The 23,355-nt window shown below is 66.8% G+C and carries 18 protein-coding genes and 1 pseudogene; 7 read left to right on the top strand and 12 right to left on the bottom strand.

Going from position 1 to position 23,355, the window contains the following annotated elements; translation table 11 throughout:
• Positions 1 to 103 precede the first annotated feature (103 nt).
• From ACX12D_RS09355 to ACX12D_RS09315, 9 genes and pseudogenes are all read right to left on the bottom strand, one after another.
• Positions 104 to 1,224: pseudogene (locus ACX12D_RS09355) on the bottom strand (CMD domain protein).
• A 45-nt stretch (positions 1,225 to 1,269) separates the two neighbouring features.
• The gene (locus ACX12D_RS09350) at positions 1,270 to 2,568 is read right to left on the bottom strand and encodes an acyl-CoA thioester hydrolase/BAAT C-terminal domain-containing protein (protein WP_459373795.1); all 1,299 of its coding nucleotides are present in this window, start codon (positions 2,566 to 2,568) and stop codon (positions 1,270 to 1,272) included.
• A gap of 12 nt (positions 2,569 to 2,580) precedes the next feature.
• On the bottom strand, positions 2,581 to 4,155 hold the full coding sequence (locus tag ACX12D_RS09345) for an ABC transporter substrate-binding protein (protein ID WP_459373794.1): 1,575 nt from the start codon (positions 4,153 to 4,155) through the stop codon (positions 2,581 to 2,583).
• Between the two features lie 59 nt (positions 4,156 to 4,214).
• Positions 4,215 to 5,252, bottom strand: coding sequence for an ABC transporter ATP-binding protein (locus ACX12D_RS09340; protein WP_459373792.1), 1,038 nt, complete (start codon positions 5,250 to 5,252; stop codon positions 4,215 to 4,217).
• The gene (locus ACX12D_RS09335; protein WP_459373791.1) at positions 5,249 to 6,259 is read right to left on the bottom strand and encodes an ABC transporter ATP-binding protein; all 1,011 of its coding nucleotides are present in this window, start codon (positions 6,257 to 6,259) and stop codon (positions 5,249 to 5,251) included. Before ACX12D_RS09335 ends, ACX12D_RS09340 begins: the two co-directional genes overlap by 4 nt.
• Positions 6,256 to 7,197, bottom strand: a complete 942-nt coding sequence (locus ACX12D_RS09330; protein WP_459373790.1) for an ABC transporter permease — start codon at positions 7,195 to 7,197, stop codon at positions 6,256 to 6,258. The genes ACX12D_RS09335 and ACX12D_RS09330 overlap by 4 nt, the downstream gene beginning before the upstream one ends.
• On the bottom strand, positions 7,194 to 8,180 hold the full coding sequence (locus tag ACX12D_RS09325; protein ID WP_441634944.1) for an ABC transporter permease: 987 nt from the start codon (positions 8,178 to 8,180) through the stop codon (positions 7,194 to 7,196). Before ACX12D_RS09325 ends, ACX12D_RS09330 begins: the two co-directional genes overlap by 4 nt.
• The gene (locus ACX12D_RS09320; RefSeq protein WP_459373788.1) at positions 8,177 to 9,670 is read right to left on the bottom strand and encodes an NAD(P)-binding domain-containing protein; all 1,494 of its coding nucleotides are present in this window, start codon (positions 9,668 to 9,670) and stop codon (positions 8,177 to 8,179) included. Before ACX12D_RS09320 ends, ACX12D_RS09325 begins: the two co-directional genes overlap by 4 nt.
• Entirely contained in the window at positions 9,667 to 10,713 is a 1,047-nt protein-coding gene (locus ACX12D_RS09315) for a LysR family transcriptional regulator (RefSeq protein WP_459373787.1), read from the bottom strand. The genes ACX12D_RS09320 and ACX12D_RS09315 overlap by 4 nt, the downstream gene beginning before the upstream one ends.
• A 252-nt stretch (positions 10,714 to 10,965) precedes the next feature.
• On the opposite strand from ACX12D_RS09315, the gene ACX12D_RS09310 reads away from it, so the two are divergent.
• On the top strand, positions 10,966 to 12,477 hold the full coding sequence (locus ACX12D_RS09310) for a glycine betaine ABC transporter substrate-binding protein (protein WP_459373984.1): 1,512 nt from the start codon (positions 10,966 to 10,968) through the stop codon (positions 12,475 to 12,477).
• 6 nt (positions 12,478 to 12,483) lie between these two features.
• Here ACX12D_RS09310 and ACX12D_RS09305 read toward each other — a convergent pair whose 3' ends face one another.
• A complete protein-coding gene (locus ACX12D_RS09305) occupies positions 12,484 to 13,899 on the bottom strand; it encodes an aminotransferase-like domain-containing protein (RefSeq protein WP_441634950.1) in 1,416 nt (471 codons plus the stop codon).
• A gap of 187 nt (positions 13,900 to 14,086) precedes the next feature.
• Between ACX12D_RS09305 and ACX12D_RS09300 the strand changes: the two genes are divergently transcribed.
• From ACX12D_RS09300 to ACX12D_RS09290, 3 genes are all read left to right on the top strand, one after another.
• The gene (locus ACX12D_RS09300; protein ID WP_150990214.1) at positions 14,087 to 14,272 is read left to right on the top strand and encodes a DUF2970 domain-containing protein; all 186 of its coding nucleotides are present in this window, start codon (positions 14,087 to 14,089) and stop codon (positions 14,270 to 14,272) included.
• Positions 14,273 to 14,410: 138 nt separating this feature from the next.
• Complete coding sequence (locus ACX12D_RS09295; protein ID WP_459373786.1) at positions 14,411 to 15,715, top strand: c-type cytochrome; 1,305 nt, start codon at positions 14,411 to 14,413, stop codon at positions 15,713 to 15,715.
• Between the two features lie 37 nt (positions 15,716 to 15,752).
• The gene (locus ACX12D_RS09290) at positions 15,753 to 17,591 is read left to right on the top strand and encodes a flavin monoamine oxidase family protein (protein ID WP_459373785.1); all 1,839 of its coding nucleotides are present in this window, start codon (positions 15,753 to 15,755) and stop codon (positions 17,589 to 17,591) included.
• A gap of 24 nt (positions 17,592 to 17,615) precedes the next feature.
• Here ACX12D_RS09290 and speG read toward each other — a convergent pair whose 3' ends face one another.
• Together speG and ACX12D_RS09280 are read right to left on the bottom strand one after the other, a co-directional pair.
• Entirely contained in the window at positions 17,616 to 18,158 is a 543-nt protein-coding gene (gene speG, locus ACX12D_RS09285) for a spermidine N1-acetyltransferase (RefSeq protein ID WP_183036417.1), read from the bottom strand.
• A gap of 182 nt (positions 18,159 to 18,340) precedes the next feature.
• On the bottom strand, positions 18,341 to 19,126 hold the full coding sequence (locus ACX12D_RS09280) for a TatD family hydrolase (protein ID WP_459373784.1): 786 nt from the start codon (positions 19,124 to 19,126) through the stop codon (positions 18,341 to 18,343).
• A gap of 221 nt (positions 19,127 to 19,347) precedes the next feature.
• On the opposite strand from ACX12D_RS09280, the gene ACX12D_RS09275 reads away from it, so the two are divergent.
• The 3 genes from ACX12D_RS09275 (at position 19,348) to rpoD (ending at position 23,328) form a co-directional block, all read left to right on the top strand.
• A complete protein-coding gene (locus ACX12D_RS09275) occupies positions 19,348 to 19,683 on the top strand; it encodes a helix-turn-helix domain-containing protein (protein ID WP_441634960.1) in 336 nt (111 codons plus the stop codon).
• On the top strand, positions 19,673 to 21,001 hold the full coding sequence (locus tag ACX12D_RS09270; RefSeq protein WP_459373783.1) for a type II toxin-antitoxin system HipA family toxin: 1,329 nt from the start codon (positions 19,673 to 19,675) through the stop codon (positions 20,999 to 21,001). The genes ACX12D_RS09275 and ACX12D_RS09270 overlap by 11 nt, the downstream gene beginning before the upstream one ends.
• A gap of 365 nt (positions 21,002 to 21,366) precedes the next feature.
• Positions 21,367 to 23,328 (top strand): RNA polymerase sigma factor RpoD, encoded by a 1,962-nt coding sequence (gene rpoD / locus ACX12D_RS09265; protein ID WP_253932086.1) that lies wholly within the window; start codon positions 21,367 to 21,369, stop codon positions 23,326 to 23,328.
• Positions 23,329 to 23,355 lie beyond the last annotated feature (27 nt).

Raw genomic sequence — 23,355 nt, 5'->3', positions numbered from 1 at the left:
CTGTGCGCTTGCGGATCGCTCGGTTTGCTCCCCTCTCCCACGCAGTGGGAGAGGGGCCGGGGGAGAGGGCGGGCGCGAGCCGAAGCCGGCAGCGCTTACTACCTCAGCCCCCTTCAACCGGAAACACCGGCTCCCCCAGATTCAGCATCAACCGGTTCGCCCACGCAAAGATGGCGATCGAGTGAATCAGGTCGAGGATCTCGGCATCGCTCACGCCCACCTCGCGGAGCGCGCGCAAGCTGTCGGCATTCACCGCGTCCGGCCGCTCGGTCAGCGCGATCGAGAACTTGGAGATCGCCTGCTCGCGCGCGGTGGTGCCCGCCGTATGCGGATCCTCGAACACCTGCGTGATCACATCGTTGCGCTTGGCCAGTTGCTCGAAGCGCTGGGCATGCACCGACGCGCAGTACACGCAGCCGTTGATGCGCGACACCACCGTGCTGGCCAGCTCGCGCTCGGCACGCGCCATGCCGCCGGGGGCGTACATGATGGCGTTGAAGGCGGTGGAGCGCTGGCGCAGGATTTCGGGCTGATGCACCAGGAACAGGTAGTAGTCCGACACCTTGGCCTTGGGATGGCTTTCTTCCAGCACCGCGATCTGCCCGGGCGTGGCCTGGTCCACCTGGACCACGTCCAGCCAGGCCTTCCAGTCGAGCACCTCGTTGGTGAAACCGTTTGCCTTGATGGGTGCGCTCATGCTGCGGCCTCCTGGGATTGCAGGGTGTTCAGGGCCTTCAGGCCGGCTACCAGGCGCACCTGGTAGGACAGGAAGGCGATCAGTTGCGCCAGCGTTACCACGTCGGGCGTGGCCAGGCCGGCGGCGGGCAGGGCCTTGAGGGCAGCTTCGTCGCCCGCTACCGGGTTCTCGATCAGCGTGCGGGTGAAGGCGAGCATGGCGCGCAGGCGCGGATCGGCCAGCGAATCCGGATTGCCTTGCCCGGCCACGGCGACCAGGGCGGCATCGGCGCCGGCTTGCGCCAGGCGCGCGCTGTAGTGCGCAACCAGTTCCGGCGCGGGCGTGAGGCGCGCGGCGTACAGCGCCACCAGCAGGCGCTCGGTCAGCGGCAGGCCGGGCAGGGCGGGATCGAACAGCGCGTCATAGCTGCCCTGCGTCGCGGCGGCGACCTTCTCGCGCTGATGGCGCAGTGCGTGGGTGGCCGAGCCGGCGGCGAGGCCGGCTACGTTGTCCACCACGTCGGTGGTAGCTGGATTGGCTTGGGTCATGATGGGGTTCTCGGTCTTGACTCAGTGATTTTGTTGTTCGGCAACTCAGGCTTGGCCAGCGTGGCGCGCCACGGCGCGCGCCAGGAAATCCCGCACGCCGATCCACGATTGCTCGTCCGCCACGGCATTCGCCGCTGACGTGCCGCCGGTGGTGCTGATGCGCCTGGACACCGGATGCGCGTAGACCATTTGCGTGGTCGGCACATACGGGAAGAGGATGGCGTGGCCGGCTTGCTCGAAATCAAGATGTTTAACGTCGTGCGCATGCCCCACTTCGGCCAGCTTGGCCGCCACCATGCGCGCATACAGGCTGGAAGGCCAGGAACCGTCGTCGGTCCCCGACAGCAGCATCACCGGCCCGCGGATCGCTTCCACGCGGATGCGGGCGCGCGCCACCGCTTCGGGGTCTTGCAGCGCGGTCAGGATGGCGCGTTCATGCCGGTGTGGCGCCGGGCCTTCATCAAAGGGGGCCCAGCTTGCCGTGCGGTTGTTCTCCCACACGTGCGGCAGCGGCTTGCCGTGGTGCAGCCAGGCGGGGCCTTCACGGCCGCTGGCGGGATCGGCGGCGTTTTGCGCGCTGTGCACCACCGCGCCAGGCACGTAGCCGATCACAGCCGAGACCAGCTCGGGGAAGGTTGCGCCCAGCAGCAGCACAAGCTCGCCGCCGCGCGACTGGCCCGACAACGCGATGAAATCGTGCGCAGGCCGGACGTGTTCGCGGATCCAGTGCAGGCCGCGCTCGAAGTACTCCAGCGGCGTGTTGGAGATGTAGTCCGATAGCCCCGGCGCCTTGAAGTATGCCAATGCCAGCGCGGCGTACCCGCGCGAGGCATAGAGCGCGGCGCGCGGCTCGTTGATGCCGCCGCCCGAGCCGTTGAGCACCATCACCGCTGGATGCGGGCCGGGGCCCGCGGGCAGGTAAAGCGTGCCGACCAGGCCGTCCTCGCGCACGTCCCGGCGGGTCACGCCGGCAGCCGCCAGGCGCTGCACCAGTTCGCCGCGTGCTTGCGCGCCATCGGCCCGCATCGTGACCTCGGTCACGAGCGGCCGGTCGGCATCTGCATGGAACTGCTCGCGGCTGTCGCTATCGACCGGACGCTGGGACCACAGCAGGCCCATGGGGCTCACGCCCGTGTAGCTGCCCGAAAGCGGCGCGTCGCGCTCCAGGTCCACGGTGCCGGCGGCGTCCGCCGCGAACGTGGCTTCGCTGGCCCAGGCAAGCTCCCGGCCACGCAGCGTGCGCGTGGCGATGGCAATGGTTTCGCCGGGACGCAGTCCCGACACGGAAATCCGCCGCGCGACGTCGATCAGGTCGTCGGCCGGGGTGATGTGAAGCTGTGCCATGTTCGCCCCGCCTTACTTGCCGTCTCGCGTGACCATCATCGCCGCGGTGCGGTCGCTGGTCATCGGCGCCACCTTCAGGCCCTTCCTGGCGGCCCAGATGTTCTGGTAGTGGTAGAGCGGCAGCATGCCCACGTCGTCCGACACCAGCTTGACCGAGCGGCGCAGGATGGCCTCGCGCTTGGGCACATCGAACTCGGCGGTGGATTCGTCCAGGGCCTTGTCCACGGCCGGGTTGCTGTAGTGGCCCCAGTTGGAGGCGCCCAGGCCTTTCTTGGCATCCACGGTGGCCAGCACATTGACCAGCGCGTAGCTGGCCTCGCCGGTGCCGTTGCCCCAGGCCAGCATGCTGACCGCGTATTCGTTCTTGTTGGCGCGGCCAGAGTAGACCGACCAGGGCACCACTTCCACCTGGGTCTTGACGCCGACGCGGGTCCAGAACTGGGCAACCGCCTGCGCGGTCTCCGGGCCTTGCGGATAGCGGTCGTTGGGCGCGTGGATGGTCAGCTTGAAACCATCCTTGAACCCGGCCTCGGCCAGCAGTTTCTTGGCCTGTTCCGGATCGAAGGGGATGTCCTTGACCTCCGGGTTGTAGCCGAAGGTGTTTTTCGGCATCCACTGGTTGGCCACGCTGGCGGTGTTCTGCAGGATGCGGCCCACCACCGCCTGCCGGTTGATGGCGAGCGACAGGGCGCGGCGCACACGTACGTCCAGCAGCGGGTTCTTGTCCAGCGGCTTGCCGGCGTTGTCAGTGATGTAGGAATTGGGGCCGGGCTTGAAGCTCGGCTGCAGCAGCATCACGCGCAGGCCGGCATAGGGAAACACGCTGATGTTGGGCGATTGCTTGAGCTTGGCCAGGTCCGACACGGAGACTTTGTCGATCACATCGACGTCGCCGGACAACAGCGCGGCGGTGCGCGCCGGGCCGTTGTTGATGTAGCGGTAGCTGACCTGCTGCCAGGCCGGCTTGCCGCCCCAATAGCCATCATTGCGCGCCATCATCACGCGATCGCCCGGCGTGTAGGAGATGAACTTGTACGGACCGGTGCCGACCACGGCGCGGCCGCTGTTGTAGTCCTCGGTGCTGGACTTCTCGCCGACGTGCTTGCTGACGATATGGATCGAGGCCAGGTTCAGGGGCAGATCCGGGTTCGGGATATTGGTCTTGATGACCAGGGTATACGGATCCTTGGCATGCATCGATTCGATGGTGCGCAGGTAGCCCGCGTACGACGCCACGCTGCCCGGCACATTGCGCGCGCGCTGGTAGGAGAAGATCACGTCCTCCGCGCCGAAGGGCTTGCCGTCCTGCCACTTCACGTCGCGGCGCAGCTTGAACTCCCAGGTCTTGTCGTCCAGCGCTTTCCACGACAGGGCCAGCCCCGGTTGCAGCTTGTTGTCCTTGTTTTCGATCAGCAGGTCCCAGAAATGCAGATCGACGGAGCGGTCGCCGGCATGGTTGTTGAGCTGCGGGTCCAGCGACGAAAGCGGATCGGCAAAAGCGATCGACAGGGACTGCGCGGAGGCCGCGCCGGCACAGAGCATGGTGGCAACGGCGGCGCTGATCGAGAGGGACAGCAGGCGTTTCATGGGCAGGTTTCCTCGGGGCGTAAGAAGGGTTGAGAGGCGTGGCGCGCACTAGCCAACAGTCAGCCCGCCTCGTTCAGGTGGCAGGCGCTGAGATGGTTCACGGCGATGCCGCGCAGGCGCGGCACCTCGGTCCGGCAGCGCGCCATGGCATGCGGGCAGCGCGGATGGAAGTGGCAACCCGGTGGCGGCGCCAGCGGGCTGGGGATCTCGCCTTTGATGGCGGTGAAGGTCTTGTGGCGCGCGTCCAGGCGCGGGATTTCCGCCAGCAGCGCCTGTGTGTACGGGTGGTTGGGCTGCCGGAAAATCTCTTCCGTCGGTGCGATCTCCACCACGCGGCCCAGGTACATGATGACCACGCGGTCCGATACATGCTCGACCACGCCAAGGTCGTGGCTGATAAAGAGATAGGTCAGGCCAAGCTGCTCGCGCAGGTCCATGAACAGGTTGAGCACCTGCGCCTGGATCGACACGTCCAGCGCGGCCACCGCTTCGTCGCACACCAGCAGTTCCGGCTGCACGGCCAGCGCGCGTGCAATGCCGATGCGCTGGCGCTGCCCGCCGCTGAACTGATGCGGGTAGCGCTGGCGCAGGGCCGGGTCCAGCCCGGCGCGCTCCAGCTGGGCGCTGACATAGTCGTCGAAACCGGCCGCATCCACCAGGCCGTGCAGGCGCGCGCCTTCTCCGACGATGCGGTCCACGCGCAGGCGCGGGTTGAGGCTGGCGTACGGATCCTGGAACACCATCTGGATCTTTAGCCGCAGTGCGCGGCGGGCGCTGGCGTCCAGGCTTTCGATGCTCTGGCCGTCCACGCGGATTTCCCCCGCTGAAGGTGGCAGCAGGCCGGCCACCATGCGGCCAAGCGTGGACTTGCCGCAGCCGGATTCGCCGACCAGGCCGACCACTTCGCCACGGCGGATCTGCAGGTCCACGCCATCCACGGCGTGCGTGACCGGCGCGGGTACCGACCAGCCCATGCGCTGCAGCGCGAGGCCAATGCGCCCGGGATGCTGCTCGCCAAAGCGCTTGGCGAGATGGCGGGCATCGATCAGGGCGGGTAATTGCGGCTGCTCGCCGGCAGCGTGTTCAATCGGCTTCATGCGAACTCCGCGGCAATAACGGGTTGCCCCGGATGGAAGCAGCGCACCTGGCGCATGGCCTGCGGCGAGGTGATGGCGGGCGCCTGCACGCAGGCCTCGGAGACGCGCGGGCAGCGCGCCGCAAAGGCGCAGCCGGGCGGCATCGTCAGCAGGTTGGGCGTCATGCCAGGGATCTGGCGCAGCCGCTGGCCGCGCTTGTTCAGGCTGGGCAAGCTGCCGATCAGGCCGGCGGTGTAGGGGTGCAGTGGATGGTCCAGCACGGCATCGACCGGCCCTTGCTCGACGATGCGGCCGGCGTACATCACGGCGACTTCATCGGCCAGCCCGGCCACCACGGACAGGTCGTGCGTGATCCAGATCAGCGCGGTGCCGTGCTGGCGCGCCAGCTTCTGCACCTCGGACAGGATCTGCGCCTGGATGGTGACGTCCAGCGCGGTGGTGGGCTCGTCGGCAATGATCAGGTCGGGCCGGTGCAGCATGGCGATGGCAATCGCCACGCGCTGGCGCATGCCGCCGGAGAGCTGGTGCGGATAGGCGCGCAGGCGTTCCTCCGGGCTGGGGATGCCCATCATGCCTAGCGTGTCGCGCGCCAGTTCGCGCGCCTGTTTGTGGCTTGCCGGGCTATGCGCGCGCACCGCCTCGATCATCTGGGCGTCCACCCGCATTACCGGGTTGAGCGTCATCATCGGATCCTGGAAGATCATCGCGATGCGGTTGCCCTGCAACTGGCGCAGCTCGGCAGGCCGCATGCTGGTCAGCTCGCGTCCCTGGAACAGGATCTCGCCGCCGACAACGCGTCCCGGCGGGTCCACCAGGCCCATGATGGAAAACCCCGTGACCGATTTGCCGGAGCCGGATTCGCCCACCAGCCCGAGAATGCGGCCGCGCGGCACGGTGAAGGAGACGTCGTCGACTGCCGGCAGCACGCCGGCGCGGGTTTCGAAGTGCGTGCGCAGGTGGCGGACCTCCAGCGTCGGCACGGCGTTGTTGATGTCCGGCGCCGTCATTTCTGCAACCTCGGGTTGAGCACGTCGCGCAGGCGGTCGCCCACCAGGTTGATGGCCACCACCGTGACCAGCAGCGCGATGCCGGGGAAGAAGCTGATCCAATACTCGTCGGACAGCATGAACTGGTAGCCGTTGGCGATCAGCAGGCCCAGCGAGGGCTCGGTCACCGGCACGCCCAGGCCCAGGAACGACAGCGTGGCCTCCAGCGTGATGGCACGCGCCACCTGCAGCGAGGCAATCACGATCAGCGGCGGCAGGCAGTTCGGCAGGATATGGCCCACCACGATGCGCCAGTTGGAAATGCCCTGGCCGCGAGCGGCTTCCACGTACTCGCGCCGGCTTTCCACCAGTGCCTGGCCGCGCGCGGCGCGGGCGTAGTAGGCCCACTCCAGGATCACGAGCGTGAGCACCACATTGGTCACGCCCTTGCCGAGGAAGGCCAGGATCATCATCGCGACCAGGATCGACGGGAACGACAGCAGCAGGTCCACGGTGTGCATGATCACGCTGTCCACCCGGCCGCCGGCATAGGCGGCCAGCAGGCCGAGCAGGGTGCCGATGACGCCGGCGATCAGCGCCGAGCCCACGCCCACGCTCAGGCTGATGCGCAGGCCGTAGAGGATGCCCGAGAAGATGTCGCGCCCCTGGCCGTCGGTGCCGAGCCAGTAGCTGTAGGTGCCGGTGCCGCTCGGCGTGCCGGGCGCGAGGCGCGCGTCCATGACGTCGAGCTGGAGCAGGTCATACGGATTCTGCGGGGTGACCAGCGGGGCAAAGACCGCGGCCAGCACCAGGATCACCAGCAGCACCAGGCCGAACACAGCCGTGCGCGAGGCGAAGAAATCCGCCGCCATCCGGCGCCACGGCGATTCGCGGCGCAGCGCCTGGGGCGCCGCCGGAGCGGCTGTGGCGGCTTTGGCGGGGTTGTCGATGGCGCTCATGTGGCGGCCTCCAGCCGCACGCGCGGGTCGAGCAGCTTGTAGAGAATGTCCACGATCAGGTTCAGCGTGACAAACAGGCACACCACCACAATCAGGTAGGAAACGATCACCGGGCGGTCGAGCGCGTTGATGCTGTCGAGGATCAGCTTGCCGGCGCCGGGCCAGGCGAAGATGCTCTCGGTCACCACCGCAAACGCGATGGTCGAGCCGAACTCCAGCCCCAGCACGGTGACCAGCGGAATCATCGTGTTGCGCAGCACATGGCCCAGCACCACGCGGATCGGCGACAAGCCCTTGGCGCGCGCGAACTTGACCCAGTCCTGCGGCAGCACCTCGCGCACGCCGGCGCGGGTCAGCCGCAGCACCAGCGACACCTTGAACAGCGACAGGTTGATGGCCGGCAGGATCAGGTGGCGCAGGCCGTCGGTGGTGAGCCACGACCACGGCACGCCCAGCCACTCGGCAGTGGCGCCGCGCCCACCCGAGGGCAGCCAGCCCAGCCTCACGCTGAAGGCCATGATCATCATCAGCCCGACCCAGAAGGTCGGCAGCGAGAAGCCGACAATGCTGCCGGTCATCAGCAGGCGCGAGACCGGATGCTCCGGATACAGCCCGGCAAAGAGGCCGCAGGGCACGCCCACCAGCACCGCCAGCAGCAGCGCCGCCACGGCGAGCTCCAGCGTAGCGGGCAGCCGCTGCAGGATCAGCTGGATGGCGGGCACGTTATAGACAAAGCTGTTGCCCAGGTTGCCGTGCAGGGCGCCTTGCAGGAAGGCGAGATACTGGCGCCAAAGCGGCTGGTCCAGCCCTAGCCTGGCGATGATGCGCGCGCGCTCGACCTGGTCCACGTCCTGGCCGATCAGGATATCGACCGGGTTGCCGATCGCGTGCAGGCCGGCGAACACGATCACCGTCATCGCCAGCACGACCAGCAGCGCTTGCGCCAGCCGCTTGGCCAGCCATCGGATCGGCCAGCGGCTCATGATGCGTTCGCCGCGTCGCTGGGCAGCGCCGGAGGTGGCCCGGCGGGGACCCACTCATCCCCGAATACCTCGGGCTCGCCGAAGGCTTCCATATTGGCGTAGTGCAGCGCCACGTCCTCCTGGTAGAGCAGCGCGGCGATGCCTTGGCCGAGGCGCCTGGCGCCGTCGCTGATGGCGGGGATGTCGCCCGATACGGTGCCGTGCGTCAGCGCCGCCGGATAGCAGAAGCAGTGGATGCGCGACAGGCCGGGGCATGCGTGCGTCGTCTTCTCCAGGAATTCGAAGGCCAGGCCGAGGTCCGGCGAGTCCGACAGTTCCTGGTCTTCCTGCCCCGGGGCCGGCGTGTAGCGGTCGCGCCAGTAGCGGATATGGCGGGCGAAGGCGCTGAACTCCTCGCGCGTCTCCAGTGCGATGCGAAAGCCCGTGGAGAAGATCAGGAAATCCAGCTCGAACGCGCCCTTGGGCGTATGCACCAGCAGCGCGCCGCCGGCTTGCTCGATGCGCTCGATGGGGCAGGCCAGGTTGAAGCGAGCGTTCTCGTGCCGGGAGACGCGCAGCGTGCTGCCGCGCGGTGGTGGCACCTGCTGCGCGTTGATGTAATGGCGGATGCGCCATTTCCAGTCATCCGGCAGGCCCGGGTGGCCATGCGTGAGGCCGGGGTTGCCCGCGCCCTTGCCCTTGTTGACGCGCGGGATGTCGGCGCGCCGGATCAGCAGGTCCACGCTGGCCGCGCCCGCTTCCAGCGCGGTGGCAGCGCTGTCCATGGCCGACGCGCCGGCGCCGATCACGCCCACGCGCTTGCCACGCAAGATGTCGTAGTCGAACACATCGCTCGAGTGCGCCCAGCGCGAGCGCGGCAGGTCCCGCGCGAAGGGCGGCACATGCGCGCCGCCCAGGCCGTCGCGGCCGGTGGCCAGCACCACGCGGCGTGCCAACACACGCAGCGCGCCGGCGGGCGCGCGGATTTCCAATGCCACCAGGCCATCGGGGCGGGGCACCACCCGCTCGACCCCGTGTTCGTTGCGCACGTCCAGGTCCAGCACCCGGCGGTACCAGCGTAGGTAGTCCATCCATTGCAGGCGCGGGATCTTGTCCAGCGCCTCCCAGGCCACCGTGCCGAACTGGGCCTCGAACCAAGCGCGGAAGGTCAGGGCGGGCAAGCCAAGCGCGGGGCCGGTGAGTTGCTTGGGCGAGCGCAGCGTTTCCATGCGCGCGGTGGTGGCCCACGGGCCTTCGAAGCCTTCCGGCGAACGGTCGAAGATGCGCGCGTTGATGCCCAGGTGCTTGAGCGTAGCCGCCGCGGCCATGCCGGCCATGCCGCCGCCGATCACGGCAACGTCCAGCACCGGCTCGCCGTCATGCGCGCGCGCCACGGTCCAGCTTTTGGCCGGGAGTTCCAGCCAGGACAGGTCCTGGCGCAGGCGCGCTTCCAGGGCGGCAAGGCCGGCGGCGTTGGCGGCGGCCGGGAAGGTGTCAGCGGGCGAATTCATAGGTCGGTGGGTTCCGTGTCGTAGGGCGTGCCGGCGGCCGGCTCGGTGGCGGTGGCGTCGCCATACAGCGCTTGCAGCAGCGCGCCGTGCTGTTCCGGGCCGCGCTGGGTGAAATCCGGCAGCAGCGCGCGGGCCGCGTCGGCCAGCGTGTCGATCAGCGCCAGCACCGCCGCGCTGGCCGGCCTGGCCTGCGGGGTGATCACGCCAAAGTAAAAGGGAATGTCGGCATCGATCGGGCGCACCACGATATCGGCCAGCGGCACGCCGCGCGCGGTCACTGGCTCCAGCACGGCAATGCCCAGCCCGGCGCGCACGGCGGTGAGCGCATTGAGCGAGGAGTTGGTGTCGATCAGCGCGGCCGGCTCCACCCCGGCGCGGGCAAATGCCTCGTCCAGGCGGCGGCGCAGCCGGTAGGGGTTCTGCATGGTGACGATGCGCCGGCCGCTGCAGGCGGACAGCGGAATCGTAGCCAGCGCCGCCAGGGGATCGTCGGCACGCACCGCGGCCACGCAGGCAGCCTGCCCGATCCAGTGCACGGTGACGCCGCGATGCTCCAGCGGCAGGCTGGTCAGGCCGATCTCGGCCGCGCCGGTCAGCACCGAATGCACGACTTTTTCCGGGGAGGCGCTATTGATATGGATGTGGCTGGCGTGGGCTGCCCCGCTTACCGGCCCGGCCGCCCCGGCCGTCGCATGGTCTGGCTGGTGGCCGGCCAGGGCCAGGGGCAATAACCCGGCCGCCAGGGCCGGCGTGGCCGCGATCTGCAGCGAGCGGTTTTCCTCGCGGGCGATTTCGGCGGCGCGGGCGCGGATCTGCTGAAGGCCAACCAGCGCGTGCTCCACGTCCTCGTACAGCAGGAAGCCGCGCTCGGTCGGGCTGACGCGCGGCCCGCTGCGGGCGAACAGGGCAAAGCCGATTTCGCTTTCCAGCTCCTGGATCAGGCGCGTGATGGCCGGCTGGGAGCGCCCCAGCAGGCGCCCGGCGGCGGTCACGCTGCCGCTGGTCATGACTGCCGCGAAGGCTTCCAGTTGCCGGATTTCCATGGGGGCCCGAGTTGCTGATGCTATGTATGTGTTTTGTGGATTCTCGCCCCGCTAGCATTCGGATTGCAAATACTATTTTCGTATGTGCTCATGCGGCACAAAGTGGGTGCGCGCCGGCCTCGCCGTCGCGGCCATGCACGTATCATGTGATGAACCGGCCCAGCCGTCCGCGAGCCACGCACCATGCTCAGGAGAGCGCTTCATTTGACCTTGCAACCCGGAATCCCCCGCCGTGCCGAGCCTTGGCCGGCCATGCTCCTGTGCTGGGCATTGGCCTGTTTGTCGCTGCTGGCCCCAGCCGGCACGGCCTGCGCCGATACCCTGCGGGTCGGCTCCAAGCGCTTTACCGAGTCCTACATCCTCGGGGAGGTGCTCACCCAGACCGCCGCGGCCCAAGCCAGTGCGCAGCACACGCCCGGCCTTGGCAATACGGCAATCGTGTTCGAGGCGCTCAAGGCCGGCAGCATCGACCTCTACCCCGACTACACCGGCACCGTTTCCAGTGAAATCCTCAAGCTGCCCGCCGGCGCTACCCTGGCGCAGATCAACCAGGCGCTGGCGCCGCTGGGCCTGGCGGCGGGGATTCCACTTGGCTTCGAGAACACCTATGCGCTTGCCGTGGAGGAGCGCAAGGCCCAGCGGCTCGGGCTGGCGTCACTGGGCGACCTGGCCGCGCAGCCGCAACTGCGCCTCGGGCTGTCGCATGAATTCCTGGGCCGGGCAGACGGCTGGCCCGGGCTGGCGCGGCGTTACGGCTTGCCCCAGCGGCCCCTGGGGCTGGACCATGGCGTGGCCTACGAAGCCCTGGCCAACGGGCAGGTCGATGCCATCGATATCTATTCCACCGATGCGAAGATCCGCAAATACGGCCTGCGCGTGCTGACGGACGACCGCCATTACTTCCCCCGCTATGACGCCGTGGTGCTGTACCGCCTGGACCTGCCGCAGCGCTTCCCGGCCGCCTGGCAGGCGTTGACGGGGCTGGCCGGCAAGGTGAGCGCGGCGGACATGATCGCCATGAATGCCGCGGCGGAACTGGATGGGCAATCCTTTGCGACCGTGGCGCGGGCCTTCCTGGCGCATGGCAATGCCGGCGCGCCGGATGCAGCGGCAGGCGCGCGGGCGGGCCTCGCCGGCACCTTGTTCGGGCGCGATACCTGGCGGCTGACCAGCCGCCACCTGGCCCTGGTGCTGGGCGCGGTTGGCGCGGCCACCTTGCTGGGCGTGCCGCTGGGCATCGTCGCCGCACGCCGGCAGCGGCTGGGGCAGTTGCTGATGGCCACGGTGAGCGTGCTGCAGACCGTGCCGTCGCTGGCCTTGCTGGCGATGCTGATCCCGCTGCTGGGGCGCATCGGCGTATGGCCGGCAATGGTGGCGCTGTTCCTCTATGCGCTGCTGCCCATCGTGCGCAACACGTTGACAGGCCTTCAGCAGGTGCCAGCCGGCATGCGCGAAGCGGCACGTGCCCTGGGTTTTACGCCCGGCCAGGTGCTGCGCTATGTGGAGCTGCCGCTGTCGATGCCCGTGCTGCTGGCCGGCATCAAGACCGCCGCCATCATCAGCGTGGGCACCGCCACCATCGCCGCCTTTGTCGGCGCAGGCGGCTATGGCGAGCGCATCGCCACCGGGCTGGCGCTGAACGACCATGTGCTGCTGATGGCGGGCGCCATCCCCGCCGCGGTGCTTGCGCTGCTGGTACAGGCTGGGTTCGAGCTGGGGGAATGGTATCTGGGCAGGCATGCCCGGGGCGGGGCGGTAACCTGACGGGCCTTATTGCAATTGGGCCTTCGCCAGCTCGCCCAGCTTGGCCACGGCGGCTTCCACGGCATCGCTCCACAGGTGGCCATAGTTCAGCCGGATGCAGTTGCGATAGCCTTGGCGCGCTGAAAAGATAGGGCCCGGCGCAATGCCGATGCCATGTTCCAGCGCCGCGCGATGCAGCGCCAGCGCATCGAATCCGGCCGCAAACTCCACCCACAGGAAGTAGCCGCCGGCGGGCTGCGAGACCCGCACGTTCTCCGGGAAATGCCGGCCGATGGCCGCGATCAGCTGACCCTGCTGCATCTCCAGCAGATGGCGCAGGCGCCGCAGGTGCTTGTCGTAGCCGCCGTTCTGCAGGTACTCGGCCAGCGCCACCTGCGTGGGCACGCCTGCCGACAGCGTGGTCATCAGCCGCAGCCGCTTGATCGCCTCGCCATACTGCCCGGGGGCCACCCAGCCCACCCGGAAGCCCGGCGCCAGCGTCTTGGAAAACGAGCTGCAGTGCATGACCAGGCCTTCCTGGTCGAAGGCCTTGGCGGGCAGGGGGCAACGATTGCCGAAATACAGCTCGCCGTAGACGTCATCCTCGATCAGCGGTACGCGGTGGCGCGCCAGCAAGGCTACCAGCGCCTGTTTCCTGGCCTCGGACATGCTCGCGCCCATTGGATTCTGGAACTGCGTCATGAACCAGCAGGCCTTGATCGGATGGCGCTGGAGCGCGGCATCCAGCGCGTCCAGGTCGATGCCTTCGCGCGGGTCCACCGGGATCTCCACCGCGCGCAGGCGCAGCCGCTCCAGCGCCTGCAGCGCAGCATAGAAGCCGGGGGACTCGATCGCTACCACGTCGCCGGGCTGCGTCACCGCCATCAGGCACAGATTGAGCGCTTCCAGCGCGCCGTTGGTCACAATGATCTCGTCGGTGGGCTGCGGCGCGCCCGCGCCGAGGTAGCGCAGGCCGATCTGCTGGCGCAGGGCAAGGTGCCCGGCCGGCATGTCGTTGACCGAATACCAGGGATCGAGCTCGCGCCCGGCCCGGGCCAGCGATTTGCCCAGCCGCTCCCAGGGGTAAAGCTCGGGCGACGGGAAGGCCGAGCCAAGCTGGATGAGCTGCGGATCGCGCGCGGCGTCCAGCACGGAGAAGACCAGCTTGGAAATATCAACGTCGGTCGAAACCTGGTGCGACGGCCGCACGGCGGGTTGCGGCAGCGGCCGGCCGACCTGGCCGGTCACGTAGTAGCCGGAGCGCTCGCGAGCCCGCACCAAGCCGCGCTCCTCCAGCCGGTAGTAAGCCTGGAACGCGGTGGCGGGGCTCACGCCGAACTGGGTCACGGTCTTGCGGATCGAGGGCATCTTGGTGCCGGGCGGCAGGTTGCCGTTGCGAATGTCTTTGGCCAGCGTTTCCGCCAGTTCTTCGTAGCGCTTCATGGGGGCAGGGGGCGTTGCCGTGGCGTAGCGATGAGCGCAGTATCAGGCGCTCAAACTGATACGCAAAATTATCGCAGATCTGATTCTGTTATTCCTTGCCAGCCAACGACATAATCCCCCGTAACTACCAAAAGCCAAAGCGCCGCAAGGTCATGCGGCGGTTGGCAAGCATGTAAGGAAGAGCGAAATGAACCCCTTGAGATTGGTGCTGACGGTGTTGTGGGGATTCTTTGGCCTGCGCAAGGGCCAGGAACATATGCGCGACCTGCAGGCCGTGCGGCCGGTGCCGCTGATCCTGACGGGCGTGGCGCTGGCGGCAGGGCTGGTGCTGCTGCTCGTGTCGCTGGCGCACTGGGCGGTGACACACGCCTGAGCTGCGAGCCCGCCAATTCCTCCCGTGCCTTTGGGGCCATCCAGGCCCGCAACCACGAAGTACAGCCCGCCATGCGCGGGCTGTGCACGTTTGCCGTACTGAATGCCACTGCGGCGCTTAAAACGATAATCAGCCCCCATGAGCCTTGCCACAAGGCGGTTTTCCGCTACCGTTGCCTTTGTTGTCCTATTGCTGGCGCCATGCTTCGCGGCGGCGGCTGACGCCCCCGGTGCCGCGCAGATCGAGCGCGGCCGCTACCTGGCCAAGGTTGCCAATTGCGCGGCCTGCCACACCAGCGCCGGCGGCGCGCCGTTTGCCGGTGGCTTGGCGTTGAAGACCGGCGTCGGCACGGTCTACTCGACCAACATCACGCCTGACGTGGACAGCGGCATTGGCGCTTACTCGTTCGAGGAATTCGACCGCGCGCTGCGCGAGGGCGTGGCCAGGCATGGCAAGCGGCTGTATCCCGCCATGCCTTACCCGTCCTACGCCAAGCTCGCCGAGCCGGATGTGCAGGCCCTGTACGCTTATCTGCGCGCCGAAGTGAAAGCCGTACGGCAACAAACCGCCGAGCCCGAGATGCGCTGGCCGTTCGGCATGCGCTGGCTGCTGCGCGTCTGGAACTGGCTGTTCCTGGAGTCCGGCCCGGTTCCTGCCAATGCGGGTCAGAGCGTCGCGTGGAATCGCGGGGCTTACCTGGTCCAGGCGGTGGGCCACTGCGGCGCATGCCATACGCCGCGCGGCATGCTGATGGCCGAGAAGGGGCTGGACGAGCGCAGCCGGCACTTCCTGGCCGGCGCCAGCGTGGAAGGCTGGGCCTCCACCAACCTGCGCGGCGATCCGCGCACTGGGCTGGGCGCCTGGTCGCGCGAGGACATTGCCGAATACCTGCATACCGGCCGCAATGCGCATGCGACTTCCTTCGGGCCGATGTCCGAGGTGATTGCGTCGTCCACGCAGTTCATGACACGCCCGGACCTGGACGCCGTTGCGGTGTACCTCAAGTCCGTGCCCGGCGCGCGCAGCGACGAAACGCCATATGCCTATGACGCCAATACCGCCGACACGCTCGCGCAGGGCCGTTTCGACGCTACCGGCGCGCGCCAGTATGCCGAGTTCTGCATGCCTTGCCATGGCGCCAACGGCAAGGGCTTTGCCCGCGTTTTCCCACCGCTGGCGGGCAATCCGACCGTGGTGGATCCCGACCCGGCCTCGCTGGCCAACCTGCTGCTCGACGGCGCCGTGACAGCGCACGTGGGCACCGCGGCCACCGATTACCACATGCCCGGCTATGGCTGGACGCTGGACAACCAGGAACTGGCGAATGTGCTGACCTTTATCCGCACCGGCTGGGGCAACCAGGCCAGCCCGGTCAAGGAAGCGACTGTCGCCGCCCGCCGCGCCGCGCTCGGGCGCCAGCGCGACGCCGCCGCATCCCGTTGAGCCCGCGCGCCACCTACATCAAGCGAATCCTATTGCCATGACCATCACGCGCAGAGACTTCCTCAACGGCGCCGCACTCACCATTGCCGCGGGGCTGGCGCCGTCCCAGCTATTGCAAGCCGCCGAACGCGGTGCCGGCTACCCGCCCGCGCTGACCGGGCTGCGCGGCAACCATGCGGGCACCTATACGCTCGCGCACAGCCTGGCGCGTCAGGGCGCCAAGTATCCCGCCGTCATGGCGCGCGAAGTCTACGACCTGGTGGTGGTGGGTGGCGGGCTCAGCGGGCTGGCGGCCGCGTGGTTCTACCAGCGCCGCTTTGGCGCCGGCAAGCGCATCCTGATCCTGGACAACCACGACGATTTCGGCGGGCACGCCAAGCGCAACGAGTTCACCGTGCGCGGGCAGAAGCTGGTGACGTACGGCGGCAGCGCCGAGATGCCATCGACCGCGCTGGACAGCCGCGCGGTGGCCACGCTGCTGGCCGGCCTCGGTGTGGACACGAAGCGCCATCAAGCCGCCGAGCGCGACCCTTACCGCGAGCTGGGCATGGGCCGCTCGGTGTTCTTCGACCAGGAGCATTTCGGCCGGGACCAGTTGCTTGCCGGCGATCCGTTCGCGGGGCTGATCGATGCCTGCAACGGGATAGCCGCGCAGCCTGCGGATGCCGCCGCCTTCAAGGCCTTCCTCGACAAGGCGCCGTTGCCCCAGCAAGACCGTGCTGCGCTGGCGCGGCTCGCCGACGGCGGCACGGATTACCTGGCTGGCATGAGCGAAAGCGAGCGGCTGGCCTACCTGAAGCGCACCAGCTACGCGGCGTTCCTGCGCGAGAAGGCCGGCCTGGGGCTGGATGGCCAGCGCTTTTTCCGCAGCCGCAGCAACGATGCCTATGCACTCGATGCCGACGGCGTGTCCGTGTTCGACGCGCTGGCCATCGGCCTGCCGGCGGGCAAGAACATGCCACCGCCCACCCTGAATCCGCGTCTTGGCAAGTCGCCCGCGTCAAAGCTCTGGTTTGCCGACGGCAACGCCACGCTGGCGCGGCTGCTGGTGCAGAACCTGATCCCAGGCGTGGCAAGCATCGCCAGCCCCGATGCAATCGGCGCGGCCAGCTTTGACTACAACCGGCTCGATGCCGAGGAGGCAAAGGTGAGGGTGCGGCTGAACAGCACAGCCATCGCCATCGAGCCCGACCAGCGCATCACGCGCGTGACCTACGGCTGGAATGGGAACCTGCACCGGCTCGAAGCCGCGCATGTGGTGCTGGCCGGCTACAACATGATGATCCCGTTCATCATGCCCGGCCTGCCGGACGCGCAAAAGCAAGCCTTGCGCTCCGACGTGAAGGCGCCCGTGGTCTACACCAAGGTGGCGCTGGACAACTGGCGTGCCTTCGAGGCGCTCAAGACCAGCCGCATCCACGCACCGGCCATGGCCTACACCGACCTGTGGCTGGAGAAGCCAGCCGGCGCGCGTCCGGCCGATCCGGTGGTGCTGCATATGCTTTATGTGCCCACCGTGCCGGACAGCGGCATGCAGGCGCGCGAGCGCTTTCGCGCGGGGCGCGCCTTCTTGCTGGGTACGCCGTTCAGCGAGCTGGAGAGGGGTGTGCGCAGCCAGCTTGATCGCATGCTGGCGCCAGGCGGCTTTGCCGGCAAGGACGTCATCCGGGGCATCACGGTCAACCGCTGGGCGCACGGTTACAGCTATATGCCCAACAGCTTGTTCGAGGAAGAAGCGGCGGCGCAGGCCGTGCTGGATCGCTCGCGCGCCCGTGCCGGCAATGTGGTGATCGCCAATAGCGACAGCGCGGGCAGCCCGTCGTTGACGTCCGCCATTGATCAGGCGTGGAGGGCGGTAGGCGAGTTGGCTGGCTGATGGGGGAAGCGCGGCAGCGCTGGTTCAGCGCTGCCGTGGTCGCGACGCGAGGTAGTCGCGCTGGAAGGCGCACATGCGCAGTGCGTTGTGATACGCGCCATAGCTGAAGAATTCTTCCCGCAACTCGCCCTCACGCTGGAAGCCGCATTTCTCGTAGATGTGGATCGCCTTTTCGTTCTGCACGTCCACGATCAGGAACAGCTTATGCAGGTTCAGCACCATGAAAGCGTAGTCCATGGCAAGCCGCGTGGCCGTGCTGGCATAGCCGCGTCCCTGGCTGGCGGGCGCCACGATGATCTGGAACTCGCCGCGCCGGTGGATATGGTTCAGCTCCATCAGCTCGACCAGGCCGACGGCCTCGCCGTCCAGGTTCTCGCAGATGAAGCGGCGCTCGCGCTGGTCGTGCACGTGGCGGTCATATAGCTGCGACAGCTCGGTGAAAGTCTCGTACGGTTCCTCGAACCAGTAACGCATGATCTTGGCGTCGTTGTTGAGGCTGTGGACGAAATGCAGATGGCTGCGCTCCAGCGGGCGCAGGAGCAGGTTTTGGCCGGTTTCGGTCACCATCGGTGGGCCTTTCTTGATTATTTTTCGGTTGATGGGTCGGCCCAGGCCATCGTGGATCGGTTGAAGAAACAAGACTGGCCGGGCGAAGGTCTTTTGGACTCGCCCGGCTATGGGCGGGTTCCAGTGTAATGCGCGCACGTTCAGGCGCAAGGTTTGAAGTGGCTGGTGTGGGGCGGAGCGCATCAGGCCGGAATGCCAAACAGGCGGCGGCTGTTGCGGGTGCACTGATCGGCCACTTCGCGCATGCTCAGTCCCTTCAACTCGGCGACCGCTTGCGCGATCCAGGGAAGATTGGCGGGCTCGTTGTAAGGCCGCCGGTTCTTGTGGTTTTTCGGGCCGAGATAGGGCGCGTCCGTCTCCAGGTGCAGGTGCTCGAGCGGGATGGCTTGCACGGCCTCCCGCAGTGCCTGGCCGCGCTTGATATCCGTGACCCAGCCGGTGATGCCGATGTCCAGGCCTAGCGCCACGAAAGCGGCCGCCTCGTCAGCTGCGCCGGTGAAGCAGTGCACCACGCCGTGGGCGCCCGCGCGCACGGCAGGTGCCACCATGGCGTAGAAATCGTCGAAGGCGTCCCGGCAATGGAGGAACAGTGGCTTCTTCCAGCGCACCGCCGCCTCGAGCTGTGCCTCGAAGGCGTGGCGCTGGTCGGCTGGCGTAGAGAAGTTGCGGTTGTAGTCCAGCCCGCATTCCCCGATCGCCACCACGTCGGGGTCCTCCCAAAGCGCCTGGAGGGACTGCAGGACCGTTGGCGACCAGTCCTTGGCGGTGTGCGGGTGGATGCCGGCCGTGGCAAAGAGAAAATGGGGATGCCGGCTGGCCAGGTCGCGTGCCTTTCGGCTTGATTCCAGCGAGGTGCCGGTAGCAAGGATCCCGACCACGCCCGCTGCCGTGGCCCGCTCCAGGATCACGGCGGTGTGCGGGGCAATCTGAGAGGAGTGGAAGTTCACGCCAATGTCGATCAGGTGCATGTCTCGGGCTAAGGGTATGGGGTGGCTGGTGGTTCCGCAGGCATGCAGTCTAACCGCTTGGGTGCCGTGTCCAGGTAGTCCTCATAATGATTCGTATATAGATCATTATGATGGTTTTATTCAATATTGTTCTATATGTGGCACGTTATATTGACCTTGCCTTGTGTTTCGTATACATTACATTAAATGCCTTTCAAGGCTTAATGTTTTATAGGTGGCATATGAATCTCGCCGAACTGGGTGAGGCCTTTAAGCGCGCCAGGCTTCTTGCCAACAAAACCCAGCAGGAAATCGCGGATTCCAGCGGGGTGCCGCGTGCGCGGATCAGCCGGTTCGAGACCGGCGGCTTGCCGGAGCTGGGTGCCGTGAAGCTGCTGAGCCTGTTTGAAGCCGTCGGGCTTGAGCTGCTCGCACGGCCTGCCGGCCACCGAAGGACCCTTGACGACGTGCTGGCAGAGTCCGAAACAGGCAATGCCGCCGCGGGAGACCTCCGCCGGCGGGTCAGGCACGCCCACAACAAGCCCCAGGCAGCCACGGAGGGGCCGGATGAGCGCTAGCCAGGTACTGGACGTCTACGTGAATGCAACGCCCGTGGGCACGCTGGTCGAAGAGGCGCGCGCGAGCGTCTTCACCTACCTGCCAGACGTACAGGCGCACAACCTCGTCTCACTCCTGCTCCCAGCGCGGGCAGAGTCATATAAATGGGCTGCCGGATTGCTGCCTTTTTTTCAGATGAACCTGCCCGAGGGCTACAAAAAAGACCTGGTGCGCCGAAAACTTGGCGCCCACGCCGACGTGAGCGACCAGGGCCTGCTGGCACTGACCGGTGCGAACGGAATCGGCAGGGTCAGGGTGGTGCCCCGTGGCGTATCGGTAGACGCCCCCGCCTCCAACCTGGACATGGCGAGCCTGCTTGCCGCAACAGGCTCACGGGACAACCTGTTGCGGCAGCTGGAAGCCGGTATTACCGAAGGTGTTTCTGGTGTCATGCCGAAGATGCTTGCCAGGCCGGAGGACAAAGCCACGGTCTGGACCGACGCGTTCATCCTGAAAACCGGCCCGGCCGACTTGCCCGGCCTGTCTGTCAATGAATTCCTGTGCCTGGAGGTCGCGCGGCATGCGGGGCTGGAGGTCCCCGAGACACAACTCTCGGAGGATGGGCAGGTGCTGGCCATTCGGCGTTTCGACCGGCTAGCCAACGGTGACCGCCTGGCGGTCGAAGATTTCTGCGCACTCAAGGGGCTGGATCCCGTCAACAAGTACAAAGGCAGCCTTGAGGACCTGGCCAAACTGTCGTCGATTTACATCAGTGCCCCGCATCGCAAGGACAGCGCGAGGCGGTTGTTTGCGCTGTTGCTCGTGAACTATGCGTTGCGCAATGCAGACGCGCACTTGAAAAACTTCGCAGTGGTCTATACCTCCGTGGAGGACGTGCGGCTGGCACCGGTTTACGACATTGTCACGGTGACGGCCTACCCCGAGTACCAGGCAGATATCCCGGGGCTGCCGTTGGCCGGCAAGCGGACCTGGGCATCCGGGCGGTGGCTGACCCAATACGGCGGCGCCCGGTTGTCGCTGTCCCGGACCGACATGGCGGCTTGCGTGGCGCAGGTGACCGAGGCAGTTCGCAACGTGCTGCCGATGGTGGCTGAGTGCGCTGGCCGGTACCCGGAGTTCCGGGAAATCGCCAAGCGGATGCTGGCGGCATGGGCGCAAGGGCTGGAGGACATCAAGCCGGATGCACGGCCGGGGAAATCGGCGCCCGCCCCGTTAAGAGAAGAAGCCGGCCTTTCCGGGCCCGGCGGCCTGGCTGGCAAGAAAAAAACAAATCTGTATGTAAATCCTGACGGTGCTTTCGGCCACAAGGCCCGATGACGCCTTATGATATTTTTGCGTCACATTTTTCGGGTAATTCGCCCGTTTTGTGCGTAAAAATGGGGCTATTGCCTAGCATGGAGTGGCATGGCAACGCAAATTTAAGAGGGCTGAAGGGCCTCGGCGATGCGGTAAAGAACTTTTAGCACGTGCTGCGTCGCACCAACGAATGTAGAATATCGCCCTTTGGCCTAAACGAGCGCGGACCACCATACTGGAAGAACCCGGTAGTGGTGGCGTCAGCCATGCATCTCTCGACAGGTATCCATCCTGTGCCGGCTTTGACAGCCAAAGGTGCGTTGGGTGTACCCTCGTACGGGCAACAGCAACAGTTAAGAAGTAATTCAGCAAGGGAGCAGCAGTTAATGGCGAGTGGCGCACAACGGACGGTGGCAGAAACAAAGACAGCATTGACCGGCAAAAAGCCTGTCGGCAGGGGTGCGGCGTCCACGACTCAAGCTGATCCCGCAACCGAAGCAACGGAACGCAGCCAGCAGCTGCGTGCGCTGATCCAGCTGGGCAGGGAGCGAGGCTACCTGACGCACGCGGACATCAGCGACCATTTGCAGGGCAATTTCACGGACACCGCGGCGATGGAAAGCATCGTCAGCACGTTCGCCGAAATGGGCGTGACGATCTATGAGCAGACGCCGGATGCCGAAGCGCTGCTGCTGCGCGACAGCGCGGTCGCCGCGTCTGACGACCAGGCCGACGAAGAGGCGGAAGTCGCGCTCTCGACGGTCGACTCGGAATTCGGCCGCACCACCGATCCGGTGCGGATGTACATGCGGGAAATGAGCTCGGCAACGCTGCTGACCCGCAAGCAGGAAGTCGAGATCGCCAAGCGCATCGAGGACGGCCTGAACCGCATGGTGCACGCCATCGCTGCCTGCCCGTCCACCATTGCAACGATTCTTGAGCTGTCGGAGCGGGTCGCCCGCGACGAAACGCGTATCGATGAGCTCGTCGACGGCCTGATCGAAGGGGAAGGCGAAGTCGCCGAAGCCGAGGAAGACACCAGCCGCGACGAAGTCGTCGCCGAGGATGAGAGCGCCTCGGACGAGCCCGTCGACGAAGGTGCGGCCGCGCAAGCCAACGAAACCGCCAGCCTGGCCAAGCTGCGTGACGATTGCCTGACCCGCTTTGCTCGCGTCGCCAATCATTTCGAAGCCATGCGCAAGGCCTACACCGCGCACGGCGTGGAGTCGGAAGGCTTCCTCGTGGCACAGCTCGCGGTGCGGGAGGAACTCAAGTCGATCCGCTTTACCGCGAAGACCATCGAGCGCCTGTGCGCCGATGTGCAGACGGTGGTGGAAGAAGTGCGCGTGGTCGAGCGCCAGATCCTGCAACTGATGGTCGAGCGTTGCGGCATGCCCCGTGAGGAGTTCATCGAACGCTTCCCCGGCAACGAGACCAATCTCGCCTGGGGCCGCGCGATCGCCGGCGAGTCGCGTTCGTACAGCGACTCCGTTTCCCGCAGCTTGCCGGACCTCGAAGCGCATCAGCAAAAGCTGATCGACATCCACGCCCGCGTGGTGCTGCCGCTGTCGGAGCTGAAGCTGGTGAATCGCCAGATGCTGGCGGCCGAGCGGCAGATGCGCCAGGCCAAGCACGAAATGACCCAAGCCAACCTGCGCCTGGTCATCTCGATCGCCAAGAAGTACGTGAATCGCGGCATGCAGTTCCTGGACCTGATCCAGGAAGGCAACATTGGCTTGATGAAGGCGGTCGACAAGTTCGAGTATCGTCGCGGCTGGAAATTCTCCACCTATGCAACCTGGTGGGTTCGCCAGGCCGTGACGCGCGCGATCGCCGACCAGGCCCGCACCATCCGGGTGCCGGTGCACATGATCGAGACGATCAACAAGCTCAACCGGATCTCGCGCGAAATCATGCAGCGCACCGGCAAGGCAGCGGATCCCGCCGCCCTGGCCGAGCGCATGGAGATGCCCGAGGAGAAGGTCCGCTCGATCATGAAGATCGCGAAGGAACCGGTCTCGATGGAAACGCCGGTTGGCGAAGACGGCGACACGAGCCTGGGCGACATGATTGCCGACTCCGACACCGCGTCTCCCGCCGAAGCCGCGCTGCACGCCAGCCTGCGCGCCACCGTGCGCGAGATGCTCGACGACCTGACGCCGCGCGAGGCCAAGGTGCTGCGCATGCGTTTTGGCATCGACATGTCGACCGACTACACGTTGGAAGAAGTTGGCAAGCAGTTCGATGTGACCCGCGAACGGATTCGCCAGATCGAAAGCAAGGCGATGAAGAAGATGCGCCATCCCAGCCGCGCGGACCATCTGAAGGCGTTCCTGAAGGAAGGCTAATCAGGGTTCAGGCCCGGCGCGCAGTCG

Source organism: Cupriavidus sp. PET2-C1 (assembly GCF_054515855.1).
This window is presented reverse-complemented; position numbering and strand designations above follow the sequence as displayed.